The sequence below is a fragment of the Cryobacterium sp. TMT2-17-1 genome (assembly GCF_004402765.1).
GTDB classification, from domain to species: Bacteria; Actinomycetota; Actinomycetes; order Actinomycetales; family Microbacteriaceae; genus Cryobacterium; species Cryobacterium sandaracinum.
Genome location: NZ_SOGC01000025.1, coordinates 46817 through 66546, shown reverse-complemented (window position 1 = coordinate 66546; position 19730 = coordinate 46817). Strand labels below are relative to the sequence as shown.

The following is a 19730-nucleotide window of genomic DNA, read 5'->3' as shown; positions in this document are numbered from 1 at the left end:
GGTTTCGAGCCTACGCGGGGGTAGCGGATGCTGCGTCCTGCGCCCTGCAGTTGCAGCTGGTGCCCGGGACCGGGAAGATCAACACCATGAAGTTCGTTCTGGCCCCCGACTCGTTCAAGGAATCCATGTCGGCCGTCGAGGCCGCCACGGCCCTGGAGCGCGGCATCCGTTCCGTCTTCCCCGGCGCCGAGTGCGTGCGGGTGCCGATGGCCGACGGCGGCGAGGGCACCGTGAACGCGATGGTTGCCGCCTGTGGCGGTGAGATCGTGGAGACCGAGGTTCAGGATGCCCGCGGACGCCCGGTGCTGGCCGCCTACGGCTATGTGGCCGCCGAGCAGCTGGCGATCATCGAGGTTGCGGCGTCGGCCGGCATCCATCTCGTCGCCGCAGCCGACCGGGACGCACGCACCGCCAGCACGTACGGCGTCGGGCAGCTCATCACCGACGCGCTGGACCGCGGTGCGAGCCGGTTCGTGATCGGGCTGGGCGGCTCGGTGACCAACGACGGAGGGGCTGGCATGCTTCACGCCCTCGGCGCTCGTCTGTTCGATTCCGCCGAACGTGACCTGGACTGCGGGGGAGCGGCGCTTGCGCGGCTCTGCCGGATCGACCTGGAAGGATTCGACCCGCGGGCGCGGTCCGCGTCGTTCGAGATCGCGAGCGATGTCGCCAATCCGCTGCTCGGTCCGGGCGGCGCCACCGCCGTCTTCGGCCCGCAGAAAGGCGCCGATCCGCAGGCCGTGCGGGACCTCGAGGAGGCCCTCACGGTCTTCGCGCGGGTGCTGACCGCGGATTCCGGGCGTTCCGTGGCGGAGCTGCCCGGCGCCGGCGCGGCCGGCGGGCTCGGCGCGGCCTTCCTCGCCTGCTTCGACTCCCGCATGCGGCGGGGCGTCGAGGTGGTGATGGAGGCCGCCCTCCTCGAGCGTCGCCTGAGCGGGGCCGACTTCGTTTTCACCGGCGAGGGCAGCATCGACGGGCAGACCCTGCACGGCAAGACCCCGCTCGGCGTGGCCGAGGCTGCCGCGCGCAACGGTGTGCCCGTGATCGCGTTCGCGGGCCGGGTAGGACCCGGGTCCGAGGTGCTCTATGACCAGGGCTTCGCCGCGCTGGTGCCGATCGTTCAGGAGGTCAGCGACCTCCCGCAGGCACTGACGGATGGTCCGGCGAACCTCGAACGGGCCGCCGCCACGGTGTGCCGTATCCTCGCCCTCGGGCTGTCGGCCGGGGCGGCCCGCGGGGCGCAGACAAGCTAAGCGACGGGAGCCGGAACGTCACGGACGGCTCGAGATCACACACCCGAGCTCACAGGCTCGAGATCGTCAGGTACCGCCCTCATCCGCGAGGGTGAGGGCGGCCGCCAGCGCGGTGACGGAGTCGAGGTAGCGGCCGCCGAACGGCACGGGACGCCCCCGGGCGTCGAAACGGTAGACCAACGGCTGTCCGGTGGGCAGGTTCAGGTCGCGGATCTGCCCGTCGGACAGGCCGTCGATCACCGCGCACAGAGCCCGCAGGGAGATGCCGTGGGCCACCACGAGCACGATCTCGCCGCGGGCGAGAAGCGGGTCGACGCGCTCGGTGAGGAAGGCATCCACTCGGGTGATGACGTCGCTGAGCGCCTCGGTGCGGTTCAGTGCGGCCGCCGGCAGCGCGCGGAACAGGGCGGTGCCGGCGAACTCGTCGTAGAGCAGGTCGCCCATGGCGGGCGGGGCCTCGGCGACCGAGCGGCGCCAGGCCACGAACTGTTCCTCGCCGAACTCGGCGCGCACATCGTCTTTGGAACGGCCGGTCAGCGCGCCGTAATTGCGTTCGTTCAGTCGCCAGTCGGCGTCGCAGCCGACCGGCGGGTGGGCCAGACCGGCGGCGACGATCGCGGCGGTCTGCCGGGCGCGCGTCAGCGTCGAGGTGAACAGGGTGACAGGTGCTGCAGCGGGTGCCGGTGCCGTGGTCATGGCCGGAGAGCCGGTGCCGGTGGTCGGTGGCCGTTCGCCCGGCAGCGCAAGGTTGAGGAGGACGGTGGCCGTGTGGGCCTCGCGGATCCCCTGATCCGACAGCGGCGCATCCAGCACGCCCGTGAACAGCCCGGCGGCGTTCGCGGTGCTCTGGCCGTGCCGCAGCACGATTAACACCCCCGTTTCACGCACGGTGACCAGCCCTGTTCGAGTCTCAGCCGGCGGATGCCTCAGCCGTCGCGGATCTTCCGCCGCTAATTCTCAGGCTACAGCCCCGCAGTGACCACCGCCCGGCGGGGAGTGGCCGGGTTGAGCGGGAGCGACTCTCGCGGAAGGGGGTGGGCTCAGAAGCCGAAATCGCCGCCGCCGAAATCGCCGCTGCCGGAGTCGCCGCCGGAACCCGCGTCGCCGCCGGAATCGCCGCCGGAGTCGCCGGAACCGGAGTCGGCGCCCGAGGCATCCGCGCCGCCGGAGTCCATGGGCAGGAAGGCGCTCATCAGCGTCGACGCGATGACATAGCCCGCCACGGTGCCGAGCAGGGAGCTGCCGACCATGCTGCCGAAGCTCGGCCCGCCCTGGCCCTGGTTGCCGAAGGCGCGGGTGAGGGTGCCGGGCTGGCGCAGCTCCGCCCGGGTGGCCGCCTGGGCCAGTGTTGCCGGTTCGGCGTTCGCCGGGCGCTCGCTGGCGTTGGCGTTCTCGCTTAGCTGGCGGAACAGCAGGTCGCGTTGCTCATCGTTCAGTTTGCTGAAGGCCTCCGCGTGCACCTGCTCGATCGTCTCGGGCGGTGCCGTGCGCAGTAGGTACTGATAGCGATCGACGGCGATCTCGTCGTCGGTGCGCTGCGGTGCGGCCGCGCGTCGCTGCTGTTCCGGCTGCTGGGGCTCGGTTCCGAAGAGGCGGTCGAAGAATCCCATGGTGTGCTCCTCTGGCTCGGGTGGTCTGGGGCGTTGGTCCCTACGATTCCACCCGTCGCTGGGTAGGCGCTGGAACCGTGCGCTCAGCGCTGCCGCGCGGCCGCCACGATCACGGCGATGCGGCCCGGAACCGAGTCGTCCTGGAGCGCAGTCACGTCGCCGAGCGCACGACCGGCCACGATATCGCCGAGGAGGCGACGCATGATCTTGCCCGAGCGGGTCTTGGGCAGGTCAGGCACAACGAACACCTCCTGCGGCCGGGCGACGACCCCGATGGCCTGCGTGACGTGCGCGCGCAGCAGCGGCTCGAGGGTGCCCCGGGCGGCCAGCCAGACCGCGGGGTCGCCCAGGTTGCCGCGCTCGCCGGAACCGCTGGTGGGGCGCGGTGCCGCGGCCGGGATCACGAAGGCCGCGATGGCCTCGCCTGTTCTCGCATCCGTCACGCCGACGACGCCGGCCTCGCCGACCAGCGGATGTGCGACGAGCGCCGACTCTATCTCGATCGTCGACAAGCGGTGCCCGGACACGTTGATGACGTCGTCGACGCGGCCGAGGAGCCAGATGTCGCCGTCGTCGTCGTATTTCGCGCCGTCGCCGGAGAAGAAGAAGCCCTGCTTCGCGAACCGGGCCCAGTAGGAGTCGCGGTAGCGCTCGGGGTCGCCCCAGACGGTGCGGGCCATGCCTGGCCAGGTGCCCTCGATCACGAGGTAGCCGCCGGAGCCGAACGGCACCGGCCGGCCGTGGTCGTCGACGACGTGGGTCGTCAGGCCCGGCAGGGCGCGCAGGGCCGAACCGGGCTTGAGCGTGCTGACGCCCGGTAGCGGCGCCATCACGGCGGCGCCGGTCTCAGACTGCCACCAGGTGTCCACGATGGGGGCGCTGCCAGCGCCGATGTTCTCGCGGAACCACACCCAGGCCTCCGGGTTGATGGCCTCGCCGACCGACCCGAGCAGACGGATGCTGGACAGGTCGAACTCGCTCGGCAGCCCTTCCGGGAACCACGTCATCAACGTGCGGATGAGTGTTGGCGCCGTGTAATAGGTGGTCACCCCGTAGCGCTCGATGATCTCGAGGTGCCGGCCCGGATGCGGGGTGTTCGGCGTTCCCTCGTAGATCACCGAGGTGGTGCCGTTGGAGAGCGGCCCGTAGTGCACATAGCTGTGAGCGGTAACCCAGGCCAGGTCGGCCGTGCACCAGTGCACGTCGTCGTCCTTGACGTCGAAGACGGCCCAGTGACTCCAGGAGGTGTGCGTGAGGTACCCGCCGCTGGTGTGCACGAGCCCCTTCGGAGTACCCGTCGTGCCCGAGGTGTAGATGATGAACAGCGGGGTCTCCGCGTCGAAGTACGCGGGTTCGTGCACGGGGGAGGCGAGGTCGACGCTGTCGTGCCACCAGACATCCCGGCCCGGAGTGAAGGGGATGTCGGGGGTCAGGTCGCCGGTGCGGCGCACCACGAGCACGTGCTCGATCGAGTCCACGCCCGCGACGGCCTCGTCGGCCGCGGCCTTGACCGGCACGGCCTGACCCCGGCGGAACTGGCCGTCGGTGGTCACGAGCAGCTTCGCGCCGGTGTCCTCGACCCGGAACCGCAGCGCCTCGGCGGAGAAGCCGCCGAAGACGAGCGAGTGCACGGCGCCGAGGCGCGCGATGGCGAGGGTGATGATGATGGTTTCGAGGATCACCGGCAGGTAGAGCACGACCCGGTCGCCCGGCACGATGCCGAGGTCGGTAAGCGTGTTGGCGGCGCGGTTCACCGCGCGTTCGAGTTCGGCATAGGTGATCGTTCGGCGGTCGCCGGGCTCTCCCTCGAAGTAGAAGGCGACCTTGTCACCCTTGCCGGCGGCCACGTGCCGGTCGACGCAGTTGACGGCCACGTTGAGCTTGCCGCCCGCGAACCACTCGGCGCGGGGAATGGAGAGCACGCCGTCGGCGTCCGCCCTGGCCGGCTGCCAGGTGTGGTCGGTGTGCCACGGCTCGGCCCAGTCGAGGCGGTTGGCCTGCTCGGCCCAGAACGCGATCGGATCGGCGGCGGCCCGGTCCCACCAGGTGGCGTCGACGTTGGCCTGCGCCGCGAAGGCGGCCGGGGCCGGGTAGCGCCGGGTTTCGGTCAGGAGATTCCGGATGGTGGCGCTCGCCGGATCGAACGGGGCCGGCATCGGCGTCAGGCCCATTTGCGGTTCGCCCAGCGCTCGAAGAGGCCAACGGCGGCATCCGTCAGCTTGCCGAGGATGGCGAGCAGGATGATGGCGAGCAGGATGCGGTCGATGCGGCCGTTGTTCTGGGAGTCGATCAGCAGGAAGCCCAGCCCCATCGAGGAGGCGATCAGCTCGGCGGCCACGAGGAACAGCCAGGCCTGGGCCAGAGCCAGCCGCAGCCCGGAGACCACGGCGGGGATCACCGCGGGCAGCTGCACGGCCGTGAACAGGCGCGCCCTGCGCAGGCCGAACGCGCGGCCCGCCTCCACGAGCTGACGGTCGACGTGCCGCAGCGCCGCAGACACGGTCGTGTAAACGGGGAAGAAGGCGCCGATGGCGATCAGGGTGAGCTTGGACTCCTCGCCGATCTTCAGCCAGAGGATGAGCAGGGGAACCCAGGCGAGCGACGGCACCGCCCGGATGGCGCCAAGGGTAGGGGCGAACAGTACGTCGGCGGCCCGGGACAGGCCGACCAGGGCGCCCAGGGCGATGCCCAGGGCGGCGCCGACGGCGAAACCGATGAGCACTCGCTGGGTGGAGATCGCCGCGTACTGGCCGAGCAGCCCGCTCGCGAACAGGTCGACGCCGGCCTGCCAGACCATCGCGGGGGAGGGCAGTTGGGCCATCGTGAACACGCCGAGCGCGGTGGTGAGCTGCCAGGCCGCGAGGATCAGGACCGGCAGGACCGCTCCGCCGCCGAGGGCGATCCAGCCGCGCGAGGCGAGCGGCCGGCGCGGGGCACGCGCCGTGCGGGCGGCGGGGGCGGATGCAGCGAATGCGGTGGCGTCGGGCACGGTCCGGGCCGACGTGCGCGGCAGCGTGCGGGGCACAGTCTCGGTCATGGTCGCGTCCTCTCGGTGGGTGGCGCTGGTGGGGCCGGGGTGCTGGGTGCAGGGGGTGCTGGTGGTGCGGGTGTCCGGGGCGGTTGCCCGCCCCGGACGGCGCTACGGTAATTCCTGATTACTCCGTGACGACCGACGGGTCGGCCTTCGTGGCGAAGCTGTCGTTGACGATCGTGTCGAGGGCGTCGTCGATCTGGCTCTGCGCTGCCACGTCACCGGCGGCGACGAAGGTCGGGCCGATCTTCTTCAGCACCGTGAGCTGGGCCTTGCCGGGCACGTTGTCCACGTCGAGGTTGGAACGCTCGGTGATCACCGTGGTGGCCACGGCGAGGTCGAGGCCCGAGACGCCGGCCAGGATCTCGGCGGTCTGGTTGGGGTTCTCCAGCGCCCAGGCGCGGGCGTGCTCATAGACGTCGACGACGGTCTGGGCCACATCGGGCTTCTCGGTCAGGAAGCTTTCGGTGGCGTTGAGGAACCCGTAGCTGTTGAAGTCGACGTTGCGGTAGAGCAGCTCCGCGCCGGCAGCCTCGGCACCGGCCATGATCGGGTCGAGTCCGGCCCAGGCGTCGACCGAGCCGTTCTGGAGGGCAGCCCAGCCGTCGGCGTGCTGCAGGTTCTGCACGGTCACGTCGTCGAGGGTGAGTCCGGCCTCCTCCAGAGACTGGAGCAGGAAGAAGTAGGGGTCGGTGCCCTTGGTGGCGGCGATCTGCTTGCCCTTGAGATCGGCGACGTCGGTGATCGCGGAGTCGCCGGGAACGACGAGGGCCGCCCACTCGGGCTGCGAGAAGATGTCGATGACCTGGATCGGCGAGCCGTTCGAGCGGAACAGCAGCGCGGCCGAGCCGGCGGTGGAACCCACGTCGATGGCATTTGCGCGCAGTGCCTCGTTGGCCTTGTTGGAGCCGGCCGACTGTACCCAGTTCACGGCGATGTCCTGGTCGCTGAGGGCATCCTCGAGCCAGCCCTGGTCCTTGATCACTAGGCTGAGCGGGTTGTAGGTGGCGAAGTCGATGTTGAGGGTGCCGCCGGTGGTGACGGTGGTCTTACCCGCTTCGGCGGCCTCGGCCGGCTCGGCGACCGGCTGGTTTTCACCCGCGACGCAGCCGGTGAGCAGCAGGGCGGCGGCGGTTGCGACGGCAAGGAGTGCGATTCGTGTGGTGGAGCGGTGCTGTGTCATCGGGATCTCTCAGTTGATTGGGCAGCGGATGCTGCACCCGGTGTGGGAAAGCGGTGGTGAAAGCAGTGCGGTGGTGAAGTGGTGAGGCAGAAAAGTCAGTAGGGGAAGGCCGGGATGGTAGAGGTCGCGGCGAGCCCGCGTGCCTCGCCGTGGCGGTCGATGCCGAGCCCGGCGAGAAGTCGTCCGCGCAGTTCGGCGAGTTCCGCCGAGCCGCGGTCGCGGGGGCGGGCCCCGGGAACGGTGAGTTCCTGCACGATGGTGGCGCCGGCGCCGGCGCGGGTGCCGTTGTCGGGCCGGCCGAGCAGGATGATCCGGTCGGCCAATTGCAGCGCCTCGTCGACGTCGTGCGTGACCAGGAGGACCGTCGTCGGCGCCTGGGCGTGCACGTCGAGCAGGAGGTCCTGCATCTTCAGGCGGGTGAGCGCGTCGAGGGCGCCGAACGGTTCGTCGAGCAGCAGAACGCCCGGGTTGCGGGCCAACGCCCGGGCGAGGGAGGCACGCTGCGCCATCCCGCCGGAGATGGCCTGGGGGCGGTGGCCGGCGAACGCGGCCAGACCGACCAGCTCGATCAGTTCGGCGACGCGGGCGCGGCCGGCGGCCCGCGGGGTGCCGCGGGGCAGTCCCAGTGCGACGTTCTCGGTGACGGTGCGCCAGGGCAGCAGGCGCGGCTCCTGAAATCCGACCGCGCAGCGCGGGTCGATGCCGGCGACGGGCGAGCCGTCGATTCTCACCTGGCCGATGGTCGGGGAGTCGAGGCCGCCCGCGATGCGGAGCAGAGTGGACTTGCCGCATCCGCTCGTGCCCAGAATCGCCAGCACCTCGCCGGGCCGCACCGTGAGGGAAACGTCGCGGAGTACCGGGGGTAGGGCGGTGGCCCCGCGGGTCGTGGCAGGGGCGAACGTGCGGCCGATCGCCTCGAACTCGACTGTGCAGGCCGAGTTTCCGGTCGTGGTCGTGGCCGTGGATCTGGACGCCGCGCCGCGCACGGACGCCGGATCGGCGAACGCCTCGTGTGGTGCGGCGCGGTGCGGCATGGGCGGCTTTCGGTCGAGGGAGGGGAAGAGTTGCTTGACGTTAGCCGAGGGCAGACGGATGCTGCTGGGCCGGCCGCAACCCGACGTAACACGCGGCGCTTCTTCTTGGGATGATGGGGCCATGACTCGAACCGTTTCCGGAGCCCGTGTGCTCATTACCGGTGCCGCCAGCGGCATGGGCCGCCTCTATGCCGAGCGGGCCGTCGCCGAGGGCGCGAAAGCCGTGATCCTCTGGGACCGGGACGCCGGGGCGCTGACCCGTGCGGCCGGCATCCTCGGCGATCGGGCCGGCGAGGGCACGCTCGTTGTCCCGTATGTCGTGGACATCGCCGACCTCGGCGCGATCGCCCAGACCGCCCAGCGGGTGCGCACGGAGGTCGGCGACCCGGACATCGTGATCAACAACGCCGGCATCGTGCGCGGAGCCTTCTTCTGGGAGCACGACAACGGCGCGGACACGCGGCCGACCATGCAGATCAACGCGCTCGCGCCGATGTACATCGCCCGGGAGTTCCTCCCGGCGATGATGGCCAATCGCGGTCGTGCGTCGCGTATCGTGAACATCGCGTCGGCGGCCGGGATGCTCTCGAACCCTCGGATGAGCGTCTATGCGGCGTCGAAGGCGGCCCTGATCGGGTGGGGCGACTCGCTGCGTCTGGAGCTCAAGCAGCAACGGTTCGGGCACGTGAAGGTCACGACCGTCTGCCCCAGCTACATCTCGACCGGGATGTTCGAGGGTGCCCGCGGTCCGCTGCTGACGCCGGTGATGACGCCGGAATACGTGGTCGAACGGGTCTGGCAGGCGATGCTCGCGGGCAAGCCCATGCTCACCATGCCGTGGACGATCGTGCTCTCGAAGGTGGTCCGCGGTCTGCTGCCGCTGCCCCTGTGGGACGTCGTCGCGGGTCGGGTCTTCGGTGTCTACGGCTCCATGGACAAATTCACCGGTCGCCCCTAACCCGAGCCCCGGTGGTCGAGCCTGTCGAGACCCGGCGACCCGCCCTCCCGAGGTTCCCCGCCGGTGGTCGAGCCTGTCAAGACCCGGGACGAGAGCCGCGCCCTACAGCCCCACCCGCTTGCTCGGCAGTGCGATCAGTGTCTGCTCCGGATCGTTCTCCACCGGTGGCCGGAGCCAGTGTTGCGTTCCGGTGCGGGTGATCTTCCAGTGCTGGTTGTGCAGCAGTAGGTGGTGCGGGTGGCAGAGCAGCACTCCGTCGGCGAGGTTGGTGTCTCCGCTGACTGTGAGCCAGTCGTTGATGTGGTGGGCTTCGGTCCAGGCCGGTGATGGAGTCGAAGGTGGAGAGCACGAACTCGCCGTCTTCGGGGGCGAAGAGCCCGTTCAGGCGCACGTTGACGTTGCTCAGCCGGTAGACCTTCAGGTAGCGGTCGTCGTGGGCCTGCTTCTCCCGGGCGGTGATGCCGGCCTGATCGAGCCGGTCGCGCATCCGGCGGGCCCGTTTGAAGACCTCGTCGGCATTCAGTGACGGTGCCTCGGTGAGGAGCGCCGCGAGGGCCACCCGGAGCTTCTCCGTGGTGACTGCCGCGTCGATCTGGCCGAGCCCGGCCCGGATCGCCTCGGCCGCGTCAACCGAGAGCGTGCCGGCGGTGACGGCCCGGGCGATCGGCGCCTGCCAGGGCACCCTCGCGGCGAACGCCGCGACGTCGACAGCGTCGGCGTCGGCGTCGGGCGTCGAGAGCGTCGAGAGTGCCTCTTCGACCAGCTTGTCGGCCGCCTCGGTGTCGGCCATCATCGTGCCGACCACGACGAGCTTGTAGGCGTCACCTTTGGATGAGCCGGTCCAGTTCTGGATCAGGGCCTCGGGCGAGAGGAACCCCTGCTGCGCGGCCAGCCCCGAGTGGCCGAGTTCCGGGCGGGACCGGCGGGCGATGGTTGCGGCCATCCACGCGGCGCGGGTGTCGAGCAGTCGGCGAGCCGCTGCAATCTGCTTCTGACCGATGAGAACGACTGCGTCGGGAAGAGCGGCGAGGTCGGCGCTCGAGGAGCCCAGCAGGGCGACGGCGTCGGCCGCCTGCCTGAGGTCATCCGCGAGTTCGTCATGTTATGAGGATAACTTAAGGAGCACACGTAGTCGAGTGTCACTCACCTTTTATGGATAGCGGTTTCGTATCTTTGTTCAACCGCCCGGCTGTTTGGCCGCGCGGCGCCACCGAGTCAGCGCTGAGCCCGCGGCCTGACCGGCAGCAACGCTCGGTGCCGTGGCGCAGGTTGGGGACCGCGGCGGAGCCTCTCACGTGCGCCCGCTTTACCGAACGCGTGCCGGGAGGTGCGGTGTGGCACGGGAGCCCTGAAGACTGACTCGCCGGTTCTCGACGGGCTTGACCGCCGACGGGGCCGCGACTTCGAGGCGCAGACAGGCCCAGGCCCAGGACTGACGCGGGTCGCCCCGCCGACAGGTCCGCTACCGGCAGGTCTGTGACTTTCGGATGGATCCGTCCGAGTTCTAGCAGACCCAGAAGGGTGCCGTCTCTGTAGGTATCTCGCTGAATCTCCATGGTCTCCTTCGCGCCGTACCGGGCATGCTACTTCGCTGCGCTGTTCCTCCGGGCTCGTTGACAGCGGCCTTCGCGGGGACCTAGTATGAAATCGTTTCCATGGAAACGATTCCACGACTACATTGATACCCGCACGAACACGAAGAGGTGAGAGATGGTTGCCATCACGATCAAGGATGTCGCCGCCCTGGCCGGCGTCTCCGTGGCCACGGCCTCCCGGGTCCTGTCCGGCAGCCCGGCCACCTCGCCCGCGGCTCGGGCCGGCGTCGCCGCCGCGGCCGCCCAGCTCGACTACCGGCCCAACGCCCAGGCCCGCGCCCTGCGCAGCACCCACACCGAGTCCATCGGCCTGCTGGTGTCGGATGTGCGCAACCCCTTCTTCGCCGACCTCGCCCACACGGTCGAACAGGCCGCCCTGGCTGCCGGCTATGTCACGCTGCTCGGCAACGCGAATGAGCGCAAGGAACAGCAGGACCGGTACCTGGACACCCTGATCTCCAGGCGAGTGGACGGCATCGTCGTGGCACCGCTCGGGGACGGCAGCGGCAGCATCCGTTCGCTGATCGAACGCAAGATCCCGACCGTCTTCGTGGACCGCACCGTGGACGGCCTCGATGTGCCGAGCGTGACCACGGACAGCGAAACCGGCATCCGCCAGGCTGTTGCACACCTGGCCGCGGCCGGCCACACCCGCATCGGCTACATCTCGGGCCCGCAGGCCATTTCGACCGGCCGGGACCGGTTCGCCGCCTTCACTCGCGCGGTGGCCGAGTTCGGCCTCAGCCAGGACCCCGACCTGGTCTACTTCGGCGACTTCCAGGCCGCCAGTGGCTCGGCCGGCGTGCACGCGCTGCTCGAACTGCGCCAGCCGCCCACCGCCCTGCTCGCCGCCGACAGCCCGATGGCCGTGGGCGCGATCGCCATTCTTCACAAGCGCGGGCTGCGTATCGGCCGGGACGTGGCTCTGATCGCGTTCGACGACATCGAGTGGTTCGCCCTGCTCGACCCGGCGCTCAGCGTCATCTCGCACAGTGTCGAGGACATGGGCCGGATCGCCGTGAAGATGCTGCTCGAGGTCATTGGCGGAGGCACCCCCGAGTCGGTGGTGCTGCCCAGCGAACTGATCATCCGGGCGTCGTCCTCGGCGCCCATCTCAGGAGTGCCCGATTCACCCGCAGCCGTTTCACCCGCATCCGGGCCGAGCCCGAGGAAGAACTGACATGAGTCAACAACCACTGGTCACCCTGCAGAACGTGGGCAAGACCTTCGGACCGGTGACGGTCATCAAAGACGTCACCGTCAGCGTCTACGCCGGCAAGGTGCAGGTGCTGCTGGGCGAGAACGGCGCCGGCAAGTCCACCCTGATCAAGATGATGGCGGGGGTGTACCAGCCGGACGCCGGCCACATCGTGGTGGACGGGCAGACAGTCACCCTGCCCACCACCCGCGCGGCCGAGGAACTCGGCATCGCCACGATCCACCAGGAACTGAACCTCGTTCCCACCATGAGCATCGCCGAGAACGTGATGCTGGGGCGGATGCCCACCAAGCACGGCCTGGTCGACCGCAGCGCCCTGCGCAATCGGGCGCGTGCCGCCCTCGCCCTGATCGGCCTCGACGTCGACGTGGACACCCTGGTCGGCGACCTCGGCATCGCCCGGCAGCAGCTGGTCGAGATCGCCAAGGCGCTCAGCATCAACGCCCGCATCCTGATCCTGGACGAGCCCACCGCGGCCCTGACCCGCCACGAGACCGAGAGCCTGTTCGCCGTGATGACCGACCTGCGCCGCCGTGGGGTGGGCATGCTGTTCATCAGCCACCACCTTGACGAGATCGCCGAGGTCGGCGACACCGTGACCGTGCTGCGCGACGGCGAGTTCATCGCCGAGGTGCCGGCCTCCACCCCCGAAGACGACCTCGTGAAGCTGATGGTCGGCCGCAACATCGAAGACCATTTCCCGCGGTCGGCCGGCGACGTGAGCCAGGCGACCGAGATCCTCACGGTCGACAAGCTCACCTCGGCCGGCTCGTTCAGCGACATCAGCTTCAGCGTCAAGGCGGGCGAGGTGCTTGGCATCGCCGGGCTGGTCGGCGCGGGGCGCACCGAACTGATCCGCGCGATCGCAGGCGCCGACCGGTACACCTCCGGCACGGTCGCCGTGCGCGGCCGGCAGCTGCCGAACGGCAGCATCCAGGCGGCAATCGCAGCGGGCATCGGGCACGTGCCCGAAGACCGCAAGGGACAGGGGCTGGTGCTCGACGCATCCGTCAACGACAACCTCGGCTACGCCACGCTCGCCGCCACCGCGAAGCTGGGTCTGGTCGACTTCGCCGGCCAACGCAGCCGGGCCGCCGAGGTGGCCATGAAACTGCGCATCCGGATGCACACCATCGACCAGTCGATCGGCGCACTCTCCGGGGGCAACCAGCAAAAAGCCGTGTTCGGCCGCTGGATCATCGCCGCCTCCACGGTGCTGCTCCTCGACGAGCCCACCCGCGGCGTCGATGTGGGCGCCAAGGTCGAGATCTATGAACTGATGAACGCGATCACGGCGGCCGGGGGAGCGATTCTGATGGTCTCCAGTGAACTGCCCGAGATTCTCGGCATGAGCGACCGCATCCTCGTGATGCGCGACGGCCGGATCGCCGGCGAGCTCACCGCCGCCGAGGCCACCCAAGACGCAGTCATGACACTCGCCGCCCGCGATGTCGACGAGAAGTACGAATAGAGATAGGGAAGCCACCATGTCCACCACAACCCTGCCGTTGAAGCGCCGCGGTCTCGACTACAAGAAGTTCCTCGCCAACAACGGCGCCCTCGTCGGCCTCGTCGTTCTCTGCATCGCCCTGTTCATCGCGACTCCCGACTTCCTGACCGCGCAGAACCTGCTCAACATCGGCATCCAGGTGTCCACGGTGGCCGTGCTGGCCTTCGGGATGACCTTCGTCATCGTGGCCGGCGGGATCGACCTCTCGGTGGGTGCCGTGGCGGCCCTGTCGGCCATGTCGTCGGGCTGGATGTTCGCCAGCGCCGGCCTCCCCGGCTGGATCGCCCTCCTGGGTGGTCTGTTCGTCGGAGCCCTGGCCGGCACCATCAACGGTTTGGCCAACGCCTACGGCAAGCTGCCCTCGTTCATCGCCACGCTCGCCATGCTCAGCGTGGCCCGCGGACTGACCCTGGTCATCTCCGACGGCCGTCCGATCTCGACGCCGGCCGAGGTCTCCTTCCTCGGCGGCAACCTGGGCCCGGTGCCGATGCCGATCATCATCCTTGTGCTCGCCGCCCTGGCCGCTTCCTTCCTGCTCAACCGGACTGTCATCGGCCGCTCGATGTACGCGGTCGGCGGCAACGCCGAAGCCGCCCGGCTGTCGGGACTGCCGGTCAAGCGCATCCTGGTCACCGTCTTCGCCCTGGCCGGACTATTCGCCGCACTTGCCGGGCTCCTGCTCGCCGGGCGCCTCGACTCCGCGCAGCCGCAGGCCGCGGCCGGCTACGAACTCGACGCCATCGCGGCCGTCGTGATCGGCGGTGCCTCCCTCGCCGGTGGCCTCGGCAAGATCTCAGGCACTTTCGTGGGTGCCCTCGTGCTCGTCGTCATCCGCAATGGCCTGAACCTGCTCAACGTGACGTCGTTCTGGCAGCAGGTTGTGATCGGACTCGTGATCGCCCTCGCCGTGGGCGTCGACGTGCTCCGCCGCAAGACCCGCAGCAGCTGACCAGGCCGGCGGCCGACATCCGTCACCCCCTCTACCTTTCTCCTCACCCATCAATAACCACAAAGGAATACACAATGAAGTCCTCCTCGTTTCGCAAAATCGCGGCGCTGACCGCCACCGCCGCCCTGATTCTGGTGGGCACTACGGCCTGCGGCCGTGGTGGCGGGTCTGAGGCGTCGGGCACCAAGATCGTGCTGGCCGTCTCCACCCTGAACAACCCGTTCTTCGTGGAACTGCGCGACGGCGCGCAGGCTGCCGCCGACGAGGCCGGCGTGCAGCTGAACATCGTCGACGCCCAGAACGACTCGGCCACGCAGGCCAATCAGCTCGCCACCGCCGCCTCCGGCAGCACCAAGGCCGTCATCGTGAACCCGGTGGACTCCGACGCAGCCTCCTCCGCCGTGAACGACCTCCTCAGCGCGGGTATTCCGGTCATCGGGGTCGACCGCACGGTCAACGGCGCCGACCTGAACTCACTCGTCGCCAGCGACAACGTGGCCGGTGGCCGTCAGGCTGCCGACGCCCTCGCCGAGGCCATGGGCGAAACGGGCAGCGTCATCCACCTGCAGGGTGTCTCCGGCACCTCGGCCAGCCGTGACCGCGGCCAGGGCTTCGAAGAGGGCATGAAGGCCTACCCGAACATCACCGTGGTCGCCAAGCAGACCGCCAACTTCGACCGCGCCGCCGCGCTCGACGTGACCACGAACCTGCTGCAGGCCAACCCCGGCGCGACCGGCCTCTTCGCTGAGAACGATGAAATGGCGCTCGGCGCCATCCAGGCGCTCGGGTCGCGGGCCGGCACCGAGGTCGCGGTCGTCGGCTTCGACGGCACGGCCGACGGACTCGCCGCCATCGAGGCAGGCACCCTGGTTGCCACCATCGCTCAGCAGCCGGCCGAACTCGGCAAGCTCGCCGTTGAACTGGCCATCAAGGCCATCGCCGGCGACACGATCGAGAAGACCGTTCCGGTCGAGGTCGTCTCCGTCACGAAGACGAATGTCGGCGACTTCGCCAAGTGAGTTACTCCGCCAGCACGGTCGTCGTCGTCGGGTCGATCAACGTCGACCAGCTGATCACCATCGAACGCCACCCGCTGCCCGGTGAGACCCTCATCGGAACGTCGATGGAGCTCCTCCCCGGAGGAAAAGGAGCCAACCAGGCCGTCGCGGCCGCCCAGCTGGGCGCCGCGGTGAGTATGGTCGGCCTGGTCGGCCGGGATCCGCAGGCCGAGGTCGCGACTGCGATCCTGACCCGCTCCGGAGTGAACTTGTCGAATGTGCGCGCGGTGGACGGCCCGACCGGCCTGGCACTCGTCACGGTCGCCGCCGACGGCGAAAACACCATCGTGATCATCCCCGGCGCCAACGCACTGCTGGGCGCGGAGGCCGTTGAGGCCAGCGCGACCGTCATCGCGGAGGCCGCCGTGGTGGTGCTTCAGGGTGAGATTCCCGCGGAGGGCATCGTGGCGGCAATGCGGCTGGCCACCGGCCGGGTGGTGCTGAACCTGGCGCCCGTGATCGAACTGGATGCCGCGAGCATCCGTCGGGCCGACCCGCTGGTCGTCAACGAGCACGAGGCTGCCCTCGTGCTCGCGCAACTCGCCCCGAAAATGGTCATCCCCACCGAGGACGCCGAGCTCGTCGCCCGGCTCCTCGACTGGGGCGTTCCCTCGGTCGTGCTCACCCGCGGTGCGAAGGGCGCGATCTGCGCCGACCGGGACGGTACCCACAGTTTGGCGTCGCCACGGGTCGTTGCCGTGGACAGCTCGGGCGCCGGCGACGCATTCGTCGGCGCCCTCAGCGCGCAGCTCGCGGCCGGGTCGAGCCTGTCCGAGTCCGTGCGCCGGGCCGTGCGCGTGGGTGCCTTCGCAGTGCAGTCGCGCGGCACGCAGACGTCGTATCCCTCCCTGGCCGACGAGCTGCCGCTGGTACGCGCATGAAGCGCCGCGGCATCCTGAACGCCGACCTCTCCGGCGCCCTGGCCCGCCTCGGGCACACGGATGTCGTTCTCCTCGCGGACTGCGGCATGCCGATCCCGGCCGGCGTTCCCGTGATCGACCTGGCGCTTGTGCATGGTGTGCCGCGCTTCGAGCAGGTGCTCGACGCCCTGCTCGAGGAGATGGTGTTCCAGCGCTGCGTGGCCGCGGAGGAGGCAAAAACCGCCCCCGCCGGGGTCTGGCTGGCCGACCGGTTCGACGCGATCGAGTACATCAGCCACGCCGAGTTGAAGGACCTGTCGGCCTCGGCGAAGCTATTCATCCGTTCGGGGGAGGCGACGCCGTTCGCGAACGCGGCGCTGGTCTGCGGCGTCTCGTTCTAGACGTCTCGTTCTAGGCGTCTCGTTCCCGAACGAATTGGTTCACACCGAACCCGGTTGAGCTACGGGTGACGGATGCCCCGGCCGGCCAGCACGGCCCGGTAGCCCTCGCGGTAGGTCGGATAGCTGAACGTGAAACCCGTGCCCAGCAGCAGATGGTTGCGGAGGCGTTTGTCGCCTCCGCGCTGGCTGTCCCGCGGGACGGGCCGAGTGGGCGCGGCAGTTGTTGCGCCGGGAGCGCCGGGTGCCTCAGGCTTAGGGGCTGGCAGTCCAAGCTCCTCGGCAAGGAACGCCAGCACCTCACCGCCGCGCACCGGCGCGCTGTCGACGCCGAGATAGAGGGTCGCCGGTGCTTCCTCCCGCAGCATCAGGTGCACGATCGCGGCCGCGGCATCATCCCGGTGGATGCGGTTCGTGTGGCGGGCCGAGGCCGACGCGGTGGTGCGGCCGCTCCGCACCTGGGTGATCAGGCGCTCCCGGCCGGGGCCGTAGATGCCCGACAGGCGGAAGACGACAGCCGCGGGGATGCGGGCGTGCAGCATCCGTTCGGCCTCGAGCAGAATGGCGTCGGTGCCCGGCCGCGGGTTGGCCGGCGTCTGCTCGTCGACCCAGCTCTCGTCGGACACGTCGTAGACGGCGGTCGACGACACCAGCAGCACGCGGCGGGGCGTGACGTCGGCCTCGTCGAGCGCGTCGAGGAGGTTCTGCAGACCGTCCACGTAGGCCGCCCGGTAGACCGCGGGGCTGGGGTTGCCCGCGGCGATCGCCACGATCACGATCTCGGTGTCGGCCGGCACGACCGGCTTGTGCGCGCTGAGGTCGACGGACTGGCCCTCGATACCGGCGGGGAGAACGGCCGCGTTGCGGCGCAACCCCACCACCCGGTGCCCGAGCGCCGCGAAACGCAGGCCCACCTCCGTGCCGAGGTCCCCGCATCCTGCAATGAGTACCTTCATCTCGCTCCTCTTGTCTGCTTCCAACGCTAGCGGCACTCTCTGAACGCTGACAGTCGACGCAGTAGGCTCGGTGGGTGAGCGAATCATTCCGCAGCATGCTGCGTTCCCTGCCGGATTTTCCCGTCGATCTGCCGATTTTCGACCCGGCGTCGGCGCCACTCGACCCGGCTGTACTGTTCCGGTCGTGGCTTGATGAGGCCCTCGCGGCCGGGGTTTCCCAGCCGCACGCCTTCAGCCTGGCGACCGTCGGCGCCGAGGGCATGCCGTCGTCGCGCATGCTCATCCTCAAGAATCTCGACGCCGAGGGCTGGCACTTCGCCACCTCGTGGGCGTCGCGCAAGGGCCGGGAGCTGACGGAGCATCCGTTGGCCGCGATGAATTTCTTCTGGTCGGCGCTGGGCCGCCAGGTGCGCGTGGTCGGCCCGGTCGCCGAGTTGTCGACGGATGCCTCGGCGGCCGACTGGTCCGAACGGCCCGGCGCCGACGGATCAGAGAACCCCACCTGGCAGCTGTACGCCCTGCGCCCGGTCGAGGTCGAATTCTGGCAGGCCGACCCCGGCCGCCGGCACGTGCGCCACCGCTACCTGATTCCCGCCGAGGGCTGAGCGCGCTCGGGCTGAGGGGGACTACTTCCAGCGGCGGGCGGACCCGGTGAGGAACTGCACATAGCCGACCAGTGACGCGTAGGAACACAGCACCTGGTCGCCGAGCAGATAGGCCAGGTAGCCGAACCGGTTGCGTCGCATTTCCAGACCGAGCGGACCGAAGACCCGGCGGCTCTGGAACATGCGCAGACTTCCGTAGATCACCAGGGTGATCGGAAGCACGGCCAGCGCCCAGATCGAGACCACGGCCGTGTTGCCGAAGACGGCGAACAGCACGAGGCCGGGCACCCAGAACAGCCCGTGCACTCCTGCATGCGGGTGGGCAGGTTGATGCGGGAGTTGCGCACGAGAACCGCGCCGGCCACGGCAACAGTGTCTGCCGGGGCGGATTCAAGCCGGGAGATCAGGTGGCGCGGGGCCTTCCGGTGCAGCAGCGTGTCCGCGTCGACCGTGATCAGATAGGGCGTGGTCACGTGGGTCAGTGCGGAGTTCAGCGCGTTCGACTTGCCGGGGACAGGTTGCCGCACGACCAGCAGGTCCACGTCGGATTCGATGGCGGCGACGTTGGCGAACCGCGCCGTAGCGTCATCGGAGCCGTTGTCGGCGAGGATCACCGTCACCTCGCCGGCGTAATCGCTCCCGCCGATGCAGCGGATCGCCTGCCGGAGACCGTCCTGCTCGTTTCGGGCGGCCACGATGATGGTCAGGGGGGTGACCGGATCGGGGACCCGGAACGGCGGCTGGCGATCCAGCAGGAGCGACAGGCTCAGAAACGCCACCACGAAGCCAGGCAGGAATGCCACCAGGGAGACGATGATCCACGCCGCCGGTTCGCCGGTCAGGCGGGTCAGGTCCTGGATCCACGGCAGCGAGATCCAAACGGATGCGTCGGTCCAGCTGAGCGCGAACAGAACGGACAGCCAGAACTTCACGGCGACGGAGAGGCAGAGCCGGCGCCCGGGCGTCCGGTGGAGGGCAGCGGGCTCAGCGCACGCTGTCGGCGATGCCGGCGGTGCCGGCGCGGTTGGAGCGCGGGCATGTGAGCCCCAGGTGCGGGCTGTGTGACTCACGGCTGCGGCATCTGTCCCCCGGGTTGTTACTACAAACGTACGCCGCGACGGGCCCGCTGAGGAGTTGCCGAAGACACCAGTTCGGAGAGCTAGAAGTCCTCGTAGGTGAAGGCCTCCTCGGCGAGAAGCTGGGTCCAGGGCTCCGGTCGTTGGGAGCGGACTTGTTGCAGCGTGACGGTCGAGTTCGGGGTGATCAGAAGCGTAGTCAAGAACCCGGCGGAATTGATCACATTGATGAATCCTCCACCGCGCTGCACCGCGTCGGCCACGGAGGTTTTCCATGCTGCCAGGTCATCGTCGGTGTCGACAACGTAACGGTCGCCATTCACGGTCAGACGGTACTCGTTCATGGAAATAGACCCTGTCTCTCAGCGGACCCTGAAGCGCCACGTGGTGGTTCAGCAGAGATCGGACGATGCCCTAAGAATTGGCGTCGGAGAG

General features: G+C 69.5%; 20 protein-coding genes. 9 read left to right on the top strand and 11 right to left on the bottom strand.

Annotated elements, in window-relative coordinates; translation table 11 throughout:
• Positions 1 to 86: 86 nt before the first annotated feature.
• Positions 87 to 1253, top strand: a complete 1167-nt coding sequence (locus tag E3O47_RS06045) for a glycerate kinase (protein WP_104100105.1) — start codon at positions 87 to 89, stop codon at positions 1251 to 1253.
• Positions 1254 to 1319: 66 nt separating this feature from the next.
• Here the strand turns inward: E3O47_RS06045 and E3O47_RS06040 are convergent, their stop codons facing one another.
• The 6 genes from E3O47_RS06040 to E3O47_RS06015 all read right to left on the bottom strand — a co-directional run bounded on the left by E3O47_RS06040 (position 1320) and on the right by E3O47_RS06015 (position 8111).
• On the bottom strand, positions 1320 to 2126 hold the full coding sequence (locus E3O47_RS06040) for a 2,3-diphosphoglycerate-dependent phosphoglycerate mutase (RefSeq protein WP_241986105.1): 807 nt from the start codon (positions 2124 to 2126) through the stop codon (positions 1320 to 1322).
• 167 nt (positions 2127 to 2293) lie between these two features.
• Positions 2294 to 2863: a hypothetical protein gene (locus E3O47_RS06035; RefSeq protein ID WP_134374830.1), complete on the bottom strand. Its 570-nt coding sequence runs from the start codon at positions 2861 to 2863 to the stop codon at positions 2294 to 2296.
• An 83-nt stretch (positions 2864 to 2946) separates the two neighbouring features.
• Positions 2947 to 5034, bottom strand: a complete 2088-nt coding sequence (gene acs / locus E3O47_RS06030; RefSeq protein ID WP_233191265.1) for an acetate--CoA ligase — start codon at positions 5032 to 5034, stop codon at positions 2947 to 2949.
• Positions 5025 to 5900, bottom strand: coding sequence for an ABC transporter permease (locus E3O47_RS06025; protein WP_134343187.1), 876 nt, complete (start codon positions 5898 to 5900; stop codon positions 5025 to 5027). Before E3O47_RS06025 ends, acs begins: the two co-directional genes overlap by 10 nt.
• A 118-nt stretch (positions 5901 to 6018) precedes the next feature.
• Complete coding sequence (locus E3O47_RS06020) at positions 6019 to 7077, bottom strand: aliphatic sulfonate ABC transporter substrate-binding protein (RefSeq protein WP_134343186.1); 1059 nt, start codon at positions 7075 to 7077, stop codon at positions 6019 to 6021.
• Positions 7078 to 7172: 95 nt separating this feature from the next.
• Positions 7173 to 8111 carry an ABC transporter ATP-binding protein gene (locus E3O47_RS06015; RefSeq protein WP_134416220.1) on the bottom strand — a complete coding sequence of 313 codons (939 nt, stop codon included), beginning with the start codon at positions 8109 to 8111 and terminating at the stop codon, positions 7173 to 7175.
• A 121-nt stretch (positions 8112 to 8232) separates the two neighbouring features.
• Here E3O47_RS06015 and E3O47_RS06010 point away from each other — a divergent pair, with 121 nt between their 5' ends.
• On the top strand, positions 8233 to 9069 hold the full coding sequence (locus E3O47_RS06010) for an SDR family NAD(P)-dependent oxidoreductase (RefSeq protein WP_134419842.1): 837 nt from the start codon (positions 8233 to 8235) through the stop codon (positions 9067 to 9069).
• A 76-nt stretch (positions 9070 to 9145) separates the two neighbouring features.
• On the opposite strand, the gene E3O47_RS06005 is transcribed toward E3O47_RS06010, so the two are convergent.
• Complete coding sequence (locus E3O47_RS06005; RefSeq protein ID WP_134419840.1) at positions 9146 to 10012, bottom strand: DUF222 domain-containing protein; 867 nt, start codon at positions 10010 to 10012, stop codon at positions 9146 to 9148.
• A 767-nt stretch (positions 10013 to 10779) separates the two neighbouring features.
• Between E3O47_RS06005 and E3O47_RS06000 the strand changes: the two genes are divergently transcribed.
• The 6 genes from E3O47_RS06000 (at position 10780) to rbsD (ending at position 16661) form a co-directional block, all read left to right on the top strand.
• The gene (locus tag E3O47_RS06000; protein WP_104100058.1) at positions 10780 to 11844 is read left to right on the top strand and encodes a LacI family DNA-binding transcriptional regulator; all 1065 of its coding nucleotides are present in this window, start codon (positions 10780 to 10782) and stop codon (positions 11842 to 11844) included.
• A gap of 1 nt (position 11845) precedes the next feature.
• On the top strand, positions 11846 to 13354 hold the full coding sequence (locus E3O47_RS05995; protein WP_104100059.1) for a sugar ABC transporter ATP-binding protein: 1509 nt from the start codon (positions 11846 to 11848) through the stop codon (positions 13352 to 13354).
• A 16-nt stretch (positions 13355 to 13370) separates the two neighbouring features.
• Positions 13371 to 14342 carry an ABC transporter permease gene (locus E3O47_RS05990; protein WP_104100060.1) on the top strand — a complete coding sequence of 324 codons (972 nt, stop codon included), beginning with the start codon at positions 13371 to 13373 and terminating at the stop codon, positions 14340 to 14342.
• 74 nt (positions 14343 to 14416) lie between these two features.
• Positions 14417 to 15361 carry a substrate-binding domain-containing protein gene (locus E3O47_RS05985; protein WP_104100061.1) on the top strand — a complete coding sequence of 315 codons (945 nt, stop codon included), beginning with the start codon at positions 14417 to 14419 and terminating at the stop codon, positions 15359 to 15361.
• Positions 15358 to 16281, top strand: a complete 924-nt coding sequence (locus E3O47_RS05980) for a ribokinase (RefSeq protein WP_104100062.1) — start codon at positions 15358 to 15360, stop codon at positions 16279 to 16281. Before E3O47_RS05985 ends, E3O47_RS05980 begins: the two co-directional genes overlap by 4 nt.
• The gene (rbsD, locus tag E3O47_RS05975; RefSeq protein WP_104170697.1) at positions 16278 to 16661 is read left to right on the top strand and encodes a D-ribose pyranase; all 384 of its coding nucleotides are present in this window, start codon (positions 16278 to 16280) and stop codon (positions 16659 to 16661) included. The genes E3O47_RS05980 and rbsD overlap by 4 nt, the downstream gene beginning before the upstream one ends.
• Positions 16662 to 16720: 59 nt before the next feature.
• On the opposite strand, the gene E3O47_RS05970 is transcribed toward rbsD, so the two are convergent.
• Positions 16721 to 17614 (bottom strand): NAD-dependent epimerase/dehydratase family protein, encoded by an 894-nt coding sequence (locus E3O47_RS05970; protein WP_134419838.1) that lies wholly within the window; start codon positions 17612 to 17614, stop codon positions 16721 to 16723.
• 74 nt (positions 17615 to 17688) lie between these two features.
• On the opposite strand from E3O47_RS05970, the gene E3O47_RS05965 reads away from it, so the two are divergent.
• A complete protein-coding gene (locus tag E3O47_RS05965) occupies positions 17689 to 18219 on the top strand; it encodes a pyridoxamine 5'-phosphate oxidase family protein (RefSeq protein ID WP_134419836.1) in 531 nt (176 codons plus the stop codon).
• Positions 18220 to 18240: 21 nt separating this feature from the next.
• On the opposite strand, the gene E3O47_RS05960 is transcribed toward E3O47_RS05965, so the two are convergent.
• The 3 genes from E3O47_RS05960 to E3O47_RS15925 form a co-directional block, all read right to left on the bottom strand.
• Positions 18241 to 18441: a hypothetical protein gene (locus E3O47_RS05960; RefSeq protein ID WP_134343181.1), complete on the bottom strand. Its 201-nt coding sequence runs from the start codon at positions 18439 to 18441 to the stop codon at positions 18241 to 18243.
• The gene (locus tag E3O47_RS15930; RefSeq protein ID WP_166785336.1) at positions 18420 to 19151 is read right to left on the bottom strand and encodes a glycosyltransferase family 2 protein; all 732 of its coding nucleotides are present in this window, start codon (positions 19149 to 19151) and stop codon (positions 18420 to 18422) included. Before E3O47_RS15930 ends, E3O47_RS05960 begins: the two co-directional genes overlap by 22 nt.
• A 227-nt stretch (positions 19152 to 19378) precedes the next feature.
• Complete coding sequence (locus E3O47_RS15925; protein WP_158250226.1) at positions 19379 to 19639, bottom strand: hypothetical protein; 261 nt, start codon at positions 19637 to 19639, stop codon at positions 19379 to 19381.
• Positions 19640 to 19730 lie beyond the last annotated feature (91 nt).

Bases quoted from the DNA above. Each gene is read 5' to 3' on its own strand.
- E3O47_RS06025 (WP_134343187.1), bottom strand. From the start codon at position 5,900: ATGACCGAGACTGTGCCCCGCACGCTGCCGCGCACGTCGGCCCGGACC.
- E3O47_RS06045 (WP_104100105.1), top strand. From the start codon at position 87: ATGAAGTTCGTTCTGGCCCCCGACTCGTTCAAGGAATCCATGTCGGCC.
- E3O47_RS06035 (WP_134374830.1), bottom strand. From the start codon at position 2,863: ATGGGATTCTTCGACCGCCTCTTCGGAACCGAGCCCCAGCAGCCGGAA.
- rbsD (WP_104170697.1), top strand. From the start codon at position 16,278: ATGAAGCGCCGCGGCATCCTGAACGCCGACCTCTCCGGCGCCCTGGCC.
- E3O47_RS06020 (WP_134343186.1), bottom strand. From the start codon at position 7,077: ATGACACAGCACCGCTCCACCACACGAATCGCACTCCTTGCCGTCGCA.
- E3O47_RS06000 (WP_104100058.1), top strand. From the start codon at position 10,780: ATGGTTGCCATCACGATCAAGGATGTCGCCGCCCTGGCCGGCGTCTCC.
- E3O47_RS15925 (WP_158250226.1), bottom strand. From the start codon at position 19,639: ATGAACGAGTACCGTCTGACCGTGAATGGCGACCGTTACGTTGTCGAC.
- E3O47_RS05990 (WP_104100060.1), top strand. From the start codon at position 13,371: ATGTCCACCACAACCCTGCCGTTGAAGCGCCGCGGTCTCGACTACAAG.
- E3O47_RS05985 (WP_104100061.1), top strand. From the start codon at position 14,417: ATGAAGTCCTCCTCGTTTCGCAAAATCGCGGCGCTGACCGCCACCGCC.
- E3O47_RS06010 (WP_134419842.1), top strand. From the start codon at position 8,233: ATGACTCGAACCGTTTCCGGAGCCCGTGTGCTCATTACCGGTGCCGCC.
- E3O47_RS06015 (WP_134416220.1), bottom strand. From the start codon at position 8,111: ATGCCGCACCGCGCCGCACCACACGAGGCGTTCGCCGATCCGGCGTCC.
- acs (WP_233191265.1), bottom strand. From the start codon at position 5,034: ATGGGCCTGACGCCGATGCCGGCCCCGTTCGATCCGGCGAGCGCCACC.
- E3O47_RS05995 (WP_104100059.1), top strand. From the start codon at position 11,846: ATGAGTCAACAACCACTGGTCACCCTGCAGAACGTGGGCAAGACCTTC.
- E3O47_RS05970 (WP_134419838.1), bottom strand. From the start codon at position 17,614: ATGAAGGTACTCATTGCAGGATGCGGGGACCTCGGCACGGAGGTGGGC.
- E3O47_RS06005 (WP_134419840.1), bottom strand. From the start codon at position 10,012: ATGGCCGCAACCATCGCCCGCCGGTCCCGCCCGGAACTCGGCCACTCG.